Raw genomic sequence first — 10,415 nt, 5'->3', positions numbered from 1 at the left:
TTTTTCTTTATTTTAACATGAAAAAGGGTAAACGAATATATGTTTTGTGCAACTTTTATTTTTCAAACACGCTCTAGTTCTCTTTAAATTTTCTCTGCATTTCTTCTGGCAAATATTTTGCCAATTCCTCCACTAACTCGTGCACCTTTGTTCCTGGTGCTATTTCCGCCGGTGTTTTTCCCTCTCCATTTTTTATAATCCGCCTCGCATATCGAATTGCTAATTTCGGACTACCACCATTCATCAGCGTTTCAAATATGTTATCCATATTCTTCTCATATTTTCCAATTCCTAGTTCTCGAAATTTTTCATTCAGAAATTTCTTATACTCAGACCTATGATTATTTGAGGTATAATATGCGAAATGCAGCATAAACCAAAATTCAATACACTCATTACTCCATGCTGCATGATACTGAAGTTCTGGATTCTTTTGGTTCAACATATTTGCCCGCTGGACCACTCCATTAACATCGCAGGACGGGAAACTGTCTTTATCATAAACACACCATATCTGCCCTTTCGTAATCTTATTCTCACGTACATACTCTTCAGCCTTTCCAATCACACGCATCGTCTCAGCCTGACAGCCTTCAATTTCGATCAAAACCATATCACGATAAATAGGATTATCTTCGATATATCGTTTGAATCCTTGAAAATAGTTGGGTTCCGTTGCTTGTCCTTCGCAGAAAATATAGTAGCGAAATTCTTTCTTTTCCAGATATTCCTGCCGACGTTTCTTCTTCCAGTTATTCTTCTCTTTCCCTTCTCTTTTAGCCATTCACCCTCCCCCAATCTATTATTCTTTTGAGATACGGATCTGCACCATATTTTCCTTCCAGATACTGCTTATCAAACTTGGCATCTTTACGAACAGATTCACCTTTCTTATTTTTAAACTCTACAAGAGAATATAACTTTGAGTTCTGACATTTTCCCTTGGCTACAAACCAGATTTCATCTCTCCTGAACACTTCGCTGTTCATAGTAGATAAATCATGTGATGTAAAAATAAGCTGTGCACCTTTTTTATTCTTTTTCATATTGCCAAACATCATAATAAGGTATTTAAGTAATACCGGGTGTATCTTTGCATCCAACTCATCTATTACAAGAGTTGTCCCTCTTAGCAGACTTTTTGCAATAAACGGAAGCAAGCCAAATAATTTTCTTGTTCCACTGGATTCGTCAAATAAATTCAGCTCTGCTTCAAACTCATCTACTACGTGTTTTGTGAACACTTCAATCTGATCCTTTTCTTTTTCTTCTACACGAAAATCTACAATGTCCAAATCCATCTCCTGGATCATCTGAAGCATTAAGCTTTTTACCTCCTCTGACTTTGAAACAGCCATTCGTAATTCCTGTATAGGGTTTCCATAATTCAAAAAATCAATTTCTTCATCGAACCATCCAAGTACATCCTGTACCACCTCATTTTTCCTATAAGTAATTCCAAGATACGATAACAATGGTAATGTATCAGATAACTCATCACTGGTTTTTAATTTTGTAAAAGCACCTTTCAAAATAATTTCATTTTTATTGCGTTCAAAAAGTGCAGATTTCCTCCCAGTTTCCAGTTTTATGCGGTCTAGCCTTTCGTACTCAATCACTTCTTTTTTAACAATCAATTCATAACGATACTCTGTCAGTGCCGTTCTGAAGAACAGCTCAAATTCTGTCGGTTCATTTCTTGTCGCTTCGTCAAAAGCAAATGGCTCTATCACGACCTTTTTCATTTTCATTGCAGTCTCTTCGCTATTACTTGTGGCATATAATGGCCTTAATACTTTTGTAACCAGGCTATGGAGTGCTTCAAGAACGTTGGTTTTTCCTCCACCATTTGGTCCATATACAGCAGATACCGGTAAATATAATTCCCCATCTGTATCTTTTATAATCCGATCTTCATGCTCAGAAATGGCGGCAGCCTGCATATCAAATGTTACCTCATCCCGTATACTCTTAAAATTTTTCACTGTAAATTGGCATAACATTTTATTTACCTCCATTCGTCTAAACTTTTTATCTGTACCTTTATTATATCCAGTTTTTTGCTTTTCGCAATGATTTATGAGGTAAAATCTCATATTTATCGTTATAATTTTCATTTCTGCAATTTTCGACAAATTTTTACACTTTATACCATATATAAATTCCACAACAATATACAAAAACCGCCGCCAGATTTCTCCGGCGGCGGAAAGCTTTTCACGATTCAATATCAATATACTCAACTGCTATATGTTGGTTCCGTTACGTTTTGTGTCACTCTTCCTTAAACCTCTCCCCATCCAACTCTCTAATAACCTTCGCCGGGTTTCCGGCGACGACGGTGTTGGGGGCGACGTCTTTGGTTGCTACGCTGGCGGCGCCTACGATGGCGTTTTCGCCGATGGTGACCCCTGGAAGGATGGTAACTCCGGCGCCGTTCCAGGCGTTTTTGCAGATGCGCACATCCTTCACTGTGAGGACATCACGCTCATAAAAATCATGATTGTTGGTAAGAATTGATGTATTCAAAGCAATACGCACATTATCTTCTATATAAATATTCCCAGCTGACATACATTTGCAATACGGCATGATGACTACATTCTTACCTATATGAATATCCGCAGCTAGATTCGCATAAAAAGGCGCCACCACCTTGCTTTTCTCCCAGAAGCCTCCTGTAAACAGCTCTTTCATCAGCTCCTGATATTCCACTGATAAAGGGTCCGCTGCATTAAATCTGTGCAAAATCCCTGTAGTACGTTTTCCTTCTTTAGAGCGCTCCGGATTGGGAATCCGCAAGTCTACCCGTCTTTCTTCCATAATAATCTCCATTCCGCCGCCTTCGGTTGGCGGCACAAATAGTAATGAAAGTGTTCCAACTCTCTACACTGTGCTGTAAAATAGTTTGCAAGAAGCTACACTACAAAGCACGGGAGGAGGAGTTGTAATAACTTTCTTCGTTTTAGACAGCATAATAATCAGTGTAAGTTCTGCCTTTTCAAGCACAAATAAGTGGCATCATGAATCCGTACACTAAGAATTGTTTAAGCACCTTAGTTTAATTGTGTGGCAGTTCAGTCAATGGCTTCTTATCATTCACGAAAGGAGTCTGACTATGAAAGTTACTTATCAAACCTGTTGTGGTGTCGATGTTCACAAATCTTTTCTCGTTGCCACAATTGTAAAAACCACTGGTGGCATTGAGCCTTCTTACCAAAAGAAGCGCTTTTCCACCTTTAACAGTTCAATTCTTGAATTCAAGCAATGGCTTCTCGACAATGATTGCCATGATGTCTGTATGGAATCCACAGGTAAATACTGGGTTCCTGTCTTTAATCTTCTGGAAGATGAGATCAATGTTGTCATTGCCAATCCCAAGTGGGTAAAGGCTGTGAAAGGCAACAAAGATGATACCAAAGATTCTAAATGGATTGGGGATTTATTCCGTCTCGGACTTGTCAAAGGCAGCTATATCCCTTGTAAGATAGTCCGTATTCTCAGGGAATACACTCGCTATCGTTACAAGCTTGTTTCCTGCCGTTCAAGTGAAAAGAATCGATATCAGAATACTCTTACTGTCTGTAATGTTGCATTAGATTCTGTTGTTTCCGATATCTTTGGGAAGTCATCCATGTCCATTATCGACTATCTGCTTGAACAATCGGGTACATCCATTAACCACGAAGAAATCGCATCCAAGCTTCTTCGGAGCCTCAAATCCAAAGAAGATGCTGTTATAGAATCCGTCGAAGGATATCAAATGACTGATGCCCCAAAATATCGTGTGCGCCTCGTCCGCGCACATATGGATTATATCACAGCAGAAATCAACGATGTTGATAAAATGATAGAAAATATGATTTTTTCTAATCCTGATTTTGAAAATGCTGTCCAGTTTCTCTGTACCATTCCGAGTGTCAAACGTGATAGTGCAATCACTATCATCTCCGAAATCGGTACTGATATGTCTCAGTTCGGGGGTTCCAAACGTTTATGTTGCTGGGCTGGTCTTACACCAGGCAGCAATGAATCTGCTGGTAAGAAGAAATCTGTTCGGATTACACGTGCCGGTGTCTACCTCAAACCTGCATTAGTACAGTGTGCTCATGCAGCCGTAAAATCTGATAAATCTCCTTACTACAAAAAGAAATATGAATCACTTGTTAAACGTCGTGGCAAGAAAAGAGCCATTATCGCTATTGCCCGTATGATTCTTACTGCCATCTACCAGATGCTGTCTACTGGTGAGCAGTGGAATCCGAGCGATCTTTACAAAATCGATATGCCTGTAGCTCTTGTTGAAAAACAAAAGGCAAAAGCTATCAAGCAAGCCAAGAAACTATTGCAACGGGAGGGAATACTTCCTCCTGATGAACCATTAGCTTCTTAATCTAATTCACTATATCTATAACACTCTAAAAAGTTGCCTGATTTAGACAGCTTAGTAAAGTGCACCCATTTATGGCTGTCCTCTACTTTCTTTCACACTAATCTCCTCCTGAAAACTTACTGTTTTATTTTGTTACCATAAATAATACATCAAATATCCTTTACCTGTATAGAGCTCCACCATAAAAAAACAGCTGGAAACCGAAGATTTTTCTACATCTTTGGATTTCCAGCCATTTCTATTTTTTCATTAACCCCTTATTCCGTTACCTGAATAATCGTCTTCAGAACTTCGCTTCTGTGCTCAAACGCATATTCAAAAGCTTCCTGGCTCTTCTCAAACGGGAACATTGCAGGTTCAATGTGTTTCAGGTCAATCTTTCCGGTTCTTACAGCCTCGATGGCGATCGGGTAGATGTTGCGGTAACGCCATACGCTTCGGATGTCAACTTCCTTGCGGGCAAGCTCGCCGAATACAAATGGAATCTCGCCGCTGGCATTTCCTACGTTTACGATCACACCGGCTGTCTTAACGTATTTCCAGGTAGATGCAAGTGTTACCGGGCTTCCGGCTGTCTCGAATACGATGTCACAACCCTCGCCGTCTGTATATTCCATTACCTTCTCCACAGCATCTTCATTCTTTACGTTGATGGCATAATCTGCGCCGTGCTGCAGTGCAAGTGCCAGTCTGTTCTCAAGCGCATCAGAAACGATGATCTTGCTTACGCCCATAGCCTTGCAGGCAAGCATTGTCATATATCCGATGGTTCCAACACCGATGATCAGCGCTGTTTTTCCAAGCTCTGCGCCACCTCGTCCTGCAGCGTGCATACCCACGGATAATGGCTCCAGCATAGTTCCTTCCATAGTAGATACGTTATCCGGAAGCTTGAAGCACCACTCAGCCGGGTATGCGAAATAATTTCTTAAAGCACCGTTTGTAGGCGGTTTCGCTGCTGCCAGGAAATGTACATCCGGGCAAAGATTGTATTTTCCAGATTTGCAGTACTGGCATTTTCCGCAAGGAACACCAGGCTCCAGGGCAACTCTGTCCCCAACCTTCAAGGTTGTAACATCTTTTCCAACTTCGATAACGGTACCAGCACTCTCATGTCCCAGAATGAAATCCGGCGGAGCCTTTCTTGTTCCGATGGCTCCATTCTGGAAAAAGTGCATATCAGAACCACAGATTCCACAATATTCAATTTTTACAACTACCTGATCTGCTGCTGCAACAGGCATTTCCAGCTCTGTTCTCTCTAGACGCTTTACAGAGCACATTTTCATTGCATAGTTTTTCATATCATATAACCTCTGATTAATTTGCAAAGATCATCATATCCGGCAATAAATGTGGTAAGGGTATCTCTGAATCCACCATAGGTAACGAATTCTTCCGGTTTCATTCCATTCTCCTCGAAGGATTTATGGAACTCCTCGATCTTGTTCAGCTCGTTCATGTATACTTCCGGAACCTGATCAGCCATACGGTCTTTTACTTCTACGTCACAAGAGTTCAAACGTTTGTGCCAGGAGTAGTTGATTGTCTGAGCAAGGTCACCGCCAAGGATCTCACACCAGTGGTAAACATTTCTGTTTGCTGCGCTAAGCAGTCTTGTTGTATATCCTCTCTCTTTGTAAATACGGTATGCTTCTTTGATAACTGCAACACCGCTCCACTCAAGAACTTCCGGAAGAACAACCTGTCCGGTCTTTGTTGTGTTCTTCTTTAACCAGTCATCGGTACGTCCGATCATGATGGTGCAGATCGGAGCCATCTGGCTGTTGTCAAGGCCTTCTGCCTCACGGCGTTTCAGACCTCTCTCTACTGCTTCTGCTACTGCTACTGCCTGTGCTACTGTAAAGGAAACAGTTGCATTAATGCTTATTCCACGGTAAGTAGCCTCTTCCATAGCCTCAACACCTGCTGCGGAAGCCGGGATCTTAACCTGCATATTTGGTGCAAGGCTATTGATCTTAACTGCCTGCTCAACCATTTTATCTTTATTTCTGTAATATTTTGCGTTTACCTGAAGGGAAAGGCGGCCTTTTTTGCCTTTGTTTGCCTCGAAAACAGGAAGGAGTTTTTTGGAACGGAGTGCACCGATCTCATAGATCAGTTCCCATGCGATATCTTCCTCAGAAGCATCCTTCATTTCCACTACCATCTCTTTGATTCGTTTTTCCCAGATGTTCAGCTCGTTTTTGATAACGTTTCCAACGATAATCGGGTTACTGGTAGCGCCTACGATTCCTCTTTTTAAACCATATTCCAGCTCTTCTTCTCCACAGGAATCCATCCAGATATCAGTCTGTGGGAACTCTACTGCTGCCTGATGAAGTTTTCCTAAATATTCCATTCTCGTTTCCTCCTTATTCTGTTGCTGTGCTGTCCCATGCTTCACGGAAAATACCTAAGCCGTGAGTGGTAAATGGGTGCTCAAAGCTTGCTTCATATACTGCAAGTCCACAGGTTACGATATCAATACCAGCCTCTGCCAGTTCGCTGATCTGTCTTCCGTTACGAACTGCTGCTGCAATGATCTCTGTCTTGTATCCATAGTTCTTGTAAATCTTAGCGATCTCTTTCAGATATGCGGAGCTGTCACCGCTGTTCTCTTTCCAGCCAACGAATGGGGAAACAAATTTTGCACCAAGCTTTGCTGCCGGGATAGCCTGAGATGGGGAGAATACTAAAGTAACGTTTGTACGAACCCCTTCTTTCTCCAGTCTTCTTGCTGCGATCAGACCCTCTTTGCAGCATGGAATCTTAATGCAGTAGTTTGGGCTGTAGGAAGCAACTTCTTTTGCTGCTGCCACAATGTCATCTGCCTTGTCAAGATGTGGATTGATCTCGAAGGATACCGGGAAATCCTTTCCCTCAAGTCCTGCATCTTTCAGCCACTGTGCAATCTCTTTTACACAGGTCATAAATGGCTTTCCGCTTAATTTGATGTGTTTCGGGTTTGTGGTTACTCCATCGATTCCATAGTTCTCGTATGCATATTTAATCTCGTCTAATTTTGCACTGTCCAGAAAATACTTCATAATGATAATCCTCCTTAACCGTAAATCTGCTCTTCGATTTCTTTTACTTTTTTCTCTGCGTTTCTAAGGTTATTTGCTCTCCACTCTTCCAGGTTCTGTGTGAACTCTGTGTTCAAAAATGTATCTGCGATCTGGCATCCCACAACTTCGCCTGTGATCCAACCACCCATTGTAAGAATGTTGGCATTATTGATTGCTCTTGATTTCTCTGCTGCGTATGTATTCTCGCAAACTGCAGCGTATACACCTTTGTGTTTGTTTGCCACGATGGACATTCCCATTCCGGTTCCGCAGATGAGGATTCCTTTTTCAAATTCTCCGCCTCCTACTCTTGGAGCCACGTTCTCAGCTGCTTCGTAATAGAACATTGCATTCTCTTCGCTCTGAGAGCCTGCATCTGTTACCTCGTATCCAGCTTCCACAAGATGAGCCTTTACAGCCTCTTTTAACTGGAATCCGGATTTGTCTGAACCAATGATAATCTTCTTCATATTCTTACCTCTTTTTCATTGCAATGGCTGCTTTCGCCGCTGCTATAATATCTTTTGCTGTAAGTCCGTATTTCTCTTTCAGATATGGAGTAAGTCCAACCTCTCCGAAGTGGTCCATAACGCCAACCTTCTTTACAGGTACCGGATCCTTCTCTACCAGAAGCTCTGCAACTGCGCTTCCAAGTCCACCGATTACGGAATGGTTTTCTGCTGTTACTGCACAGCCTGTCTTTGCAACACTTGCAAGGACCATCTCCTCATCAAGAGGTTTCACTGTATGGATATTGATAAGCTCTGCATGAATGCCCTCTTTTTCAAGCTCTTCCACTGCTTCCACAGCATCTGCTACCATGATTCCTGTAGCGAAGATACTTACGTCACTGCCCTCACGCATCAGCTTGCCTTTTCCCAGCTCAAAGGTTTCCCCATCTTCAAAAACCTTCACTGCATTTCTTCTTAAAAGTCGGATATATACAGGTCCGTAGTGGTCTACGATCTGTGGGAAGATTGCTTTTAACTGTGCGCTGTCAACTGGCTCGTAAACAATCATTCCAGGAATATTTCTCATAATGGAAACATCTTCCATGCTCATGTGGGTTCCGCCGTTGTACTCTGCTGTTACACCAGGGTCGCTTCCCATCATCTTTACGTTCAGTCCTGCATAAGCAACGGACAGGGTAACCTGGTCGCAAACTCGTCTGGTGGCAAAAGCTGTGAATGTATGGGTGAATGGAATTTTGCCCATTGCTGACATACCAGCTGCTGTTCCGATCATGTTTGCTTCCTGGATTCCAACATCAAATGTTCTCTCCGGATATTTCTCAGCGAAGCGGAAGGTTCCGCCAGCTTTCATAAGATCCGCTTCCAAAATAACAATGTCTTTATTTTTGGCGGCATATTCAATAAGCAGATCTACATATGTTTCCCGAAGCCATCTATCTTCTAAAACCATCATATTTCCTCCTTATCTATCATATCCACCGCTTTTTTCCACATTTCTTCTGTAATTGTCATGTTGTGGCAGGCAACCAGATTCTCTGCAAAGTAAACGCCTTTTCCTTTGATTGTATTTAAGATGATCATGGACGGACGTCCTTTTTCTTTCTTCGCATTGTCGATAGCGTAAAGGATCTGCTGGATATCATGTCCGTCAACAGACTGCACATCCCATCCGAAAGCTTTCCACTTGTCCTCAAGAGGATCCAGGGTGTTTACATCTCCTACATAACCATCAATCTGCATTTTGTTGTAATCAGTAAATGCGATCAGGTTGTCCAGCTTTCTGTCTCCTGCAAGAAGTGCTGCCTCCCAGATCTGGCCTTCCTGGCTTTCACCGTCTCCAATGATGGTGTAAACATTCAAGTCTCTCTTATCTGCCTGTGCTGCAAGAGCCATTCCTACAGCTGCGGAAAAGCCCTGGCCAAGAGAACCGGTTGTCATGTCTACGCCATTTGTCAGGCGCATATCACAGTGGCTTGGAAGATGTGTTCCAGGACGGTTCAGGGTGTCCAGCTCTTCCTCTTTCAGGAAGCCTTTTAACGCCAGAGTGGCATAAACTGCAGGGCCTGCGTGGCCTTTTGATAATACAAAACGGTCACGGTTTTCCATCTTTGGATTCTCAGGGTCTACGTTCATCACATCAAAGTACAAAGCAGCTAATACTTCGCAGATGGAAACTGCACCACCGATATGTCCAACGCCAAGTCCTCCGATGGTTTTCACCGTTAATTTTCGGATTTCTTTTGCTTTTTCATTCAGCATTTCTATTTTTTTGCTCATTTTACTGTCATTTCTCCTTTCGGTTACTTACCTCATGGACTGATACATTTCATTTAATATTTCATCTGTAATCTCTACAGGGTTATTTAACATATTCGGATGATGGCTGGTCTTAACCAGTTCTGCAACCTGCTCATCTGTTAAATTGAAGTCTTTCAGGTCAAGTCTCAGGCCAAGATCTACCTTCAGCTCATGGATGGCATCTGCCAGTGCATAGGTATCAGCGAAACCGAGCTTCCTTGCAAATTCATGAACTCTTCCGTTCTCTACCTCAGCATTGATTCTTGCAAAGCAGTCCAGGGTCAGGCCACAAGCCTCGCCGTGTGGAATATGATAGAGATTGGTCAGCGGGAAGGAGCAAGCATGGGAGCTTGTTGTCTTTGGAAGAGTAAATGCAAGACCAGCGATAACGGATGCCTCTGCCATTTTTGCTCTGGCTTCTTTATCCTGTGGATCTTTGTAAGCTCTTCTCAAATATTTGAAAACGATCTCGCAAGCATGAAGTGCAAGTGCATCGCATACAGGCTGATGACCTTTGCTCCAGAAGCCTTCCAGTGCGTGGCACAGAACGTCGATTCCGGTGCTTGCTGTGATTCTCGGAGGTAATGTGTAGGTCAGCTCCGGATCGATCATTGCGATAGACGGATAGAATCCATTAGAAACGATAGGGCCTTTCTTTCCAAGCTCATGGTCGCTTAATAC

Annotated in this window: 11 protein-coding genes; 1 reads left to right on the top strand and 10 read right to left on the bottom strand. The window is 42.4% G+C overall.

Annotated features, from left to right (window positions below; translation table 11 throughout):
• Positions 1-73: 73 nt before the first annotated feature.
• From AB5170_RS01725 to AB5170_RS01715, 3 genes are all read right to left on the bottom strand, one after another.
• On the bottom strand, positions 74-784 hold the full coding sequence (locus tag AB5170_RS01725; RefSeq protein WP_148461602.1) for an RloB family protein: 711 nt from the start codon (positions 782-784) through the stop codon (positions 74-76).
• Positions 777-2,180: an ATP/GTP-binding protein gene (locus tag AB5170_RS01720; RefSeq protein WP_226815296.1), complete on the bottom strand. Its 1,404-nt coding sequence runs from the start codon at positions 2,178-2,180 to the stop codon at positions 777-779. Before AB5170_RS01720 ends, AB5170_RS01725 begins: the two co-directional genes overlap by 8 nt.
• Positions 2,181-2,274: 94 nt before the next feature.
• Positions 2,275-2,823 carry an acyltransferase gene (locus AB5170_RS01715; protein WP_173717222.1) on the bottom strand — a complete coding sequence of 183 codons (549 nt, stop codon included), beginning with the start codon at positions 2,821-2,823 and terminating at the stop codon, positions 2,275-2,277.
• Positions 2,824-3,118: 295 nt separating this feature from the next.
• Between AB5170_RS01715 and AB5170_RS01710 the strand changes: the two genes are divergently transcribed.
• Positions 3,119-4,393: an IS110 family transposase gene (locus AB5170_RS01710; protein WP_173734753.1), complete on the top strand. Its 1,275-nt coding sequence runs from the start codon at positions 3,119-3,121 to the stop codon at positions 4,391-4,393.
• A 257-nt stretch (positions 4,394-4,650) separates the two neighbouring features.
• Here the strand turns inward: AB5170_RS01710 and AB5170_RS01705 are convergent, their stop codons facing one another.
• The 7 genes from AB5170_RS01705 to AB5170_RS01675 all read right to left on the bottom strand — a co-directional run.
• Complete coding sequence (locus AB5170_RS01705) at positions 4,651-5,697, bottom strand: NAD(P)-dependent alcohol dehydrogenase (RefSeq protein WP_148461599.1); 1,047 nt, start codon at positions 5,695-5,697, stop codon at positions 4,651-4,653.
• Positions 5,694-6,755 (bottom strand): transaldolase family protein, encoded by a 1,062-nt coding sequence (locus tag AB5170_RS01700; protein ID WP_173717220.1) that lies wholly within the window; start codon positions 6,753-6,755, stop codon positions 5,694-5,696. Before AB5170_RS01700 ends, AB5170_RS01705 begins: the two co-directional genes overlap by 4 nt.
• A 13-nt stretch (positions 6,756-6,768) precedes the next feature.
• Complete coding sequence (locus tag AB5170_RS01695; RefSeq protein WP_173717219.1) at positions 6,769-7,443, bottom strand: transaldolase family protein; 675 nt, start codon at positions 7,441-7,443, stop codon at positions 6,769-6,771.
• A 14-nt stretch (positions 7,444-7,457) separates the two neighbouring features.
• Entirely contained in the window at positions 7,458-7,934 is a 477-nt protein-coding gene (locus AB5170_RS01690) for an RpiB/LacA/LacB family sugar-phosphate isomerase (protein WP_148461596.1), read from the bottom strand.
• A gap of 4 nt (positions 7,935-7,938) precedes the next feature.
• Positions 7,939-8,886 (bottom strand): transketolase family protein, encoded by a 948-nt coding sequence (locus tag AB5170_RS01685; RefSeq protein ID WP_173717223.1) that lies wholly within the window; start codon positions 8,884-8,886, stop codon positions 7,939-7,941.
• Positions 8,886-9,713: a transketolase gene (locus AB5170_RS01680; protein WP_148461595.1), complete on the bottom strand. Its 828-nt coding sequence runs from the start codon at positions 9,711-9,713 to the stop codon at positions 8,886-8,888. The genes AB5170_RS01685 and AB5170_RS01680 overlap by 1 nt, the downstream gene beginning before the upstream one ends.
• Positions 9,714-9,740: 27 nt before the next feature.
• The coding region (locus AB5170_RS01675; protein ID WP_368365035.1) for an iron-containing alcohol dehydrogenase at positions 9,741-10,415 on the bottom strand (675 nt) is incomplete at its 5' end.

The organism is Ruminococcus sp. RTP21484sp1_RTP21281st1_A8_RTP21281_210402 (assembly GCF_040914025.1).
GTDB classification, from domain to species: domain Bacteria; phylum Bacillota; class Clostridia; order Lachnospirales; family Lachnospiraceae; genus Blautia_A; species Blautia_A faecis.
The sequence above is the reverse complement of the archived record's forward strand: the minus strand, read 5'-3'. Positions and strand labels throughout refer to the sequence as shown.

What these genes read in the sequence shown, in the direction of transcription:
- AB5170_RS01685 (WP_173717223.1), bottom strand. Translation starts at nt 8,886, where the DNA reads ATGGTTTTAGAAGATAGATGGCTTCGGGAAACATATGTAGATCTGCTT.
- AB5170_RS01680 (WP_148461595.1), bottom strand. Translation starts at nt 9,713, where the DNA reads ATGAGCAAAAAAATAGAAATGCTGAATGAAAAAGCAAAAGAAATCCGA.
- AB5170_RS01705 (WP_148461599.1), bottom strand. Translation starts at nt 5,697, where the DNA reads ATGAAAAACTATGCAATGAAAATGTGCTCTGTAAAGCGTCTAGAGAGA.
- AB5170_RS01715 (WP_173717222.1), bottom strand. Translation starts at nt 2,823, where the DNA reads ATGGAAGAAAGACGGGTAGACTTGCGGATTCCCAATCCGGAGCGCTCT.
- AB5170_RS01690 (WP_148461596.1), bottom strand. Translation starts at nt 7,934, where the DNA reads ATGAAGAAGATTATCATTGGTTCAGACAAATCCGGATTCCAGTTAAAA.
- AB5170_RS01725 (WP_148461602.1), bottom strand. Translation starts at nt 784, where the DNA reads ATGGCTAAAAGAGAAGGGAAAGAGAAGAATAACTGGAAGAAGAAACGT.
- AB5170_RS01695 (WP_173717219.1), bottom strand. Translation starts at nt 7,443, where the DNA reads ATGAAGTATTTTCTGGACAGTGCAAAATTAGACGAGATTAAATATGCA.
- AB5170_RS01710 (WP_173734753.1), top strand. Translation starts at nt 3,119, where the DNA reads ATGAAAGTTACTTATCAAACCTGTTGTGGTGTCGATGTTCACAAATCT.
- AB5170_RS01700 (WP_173717220.1), bottom strand. Translation starts at nt 6,755, where the DNA reads ATGGAATATTTAGGAAAACTTCATCAGGCAGCAGTAGAGTTCCCACAG.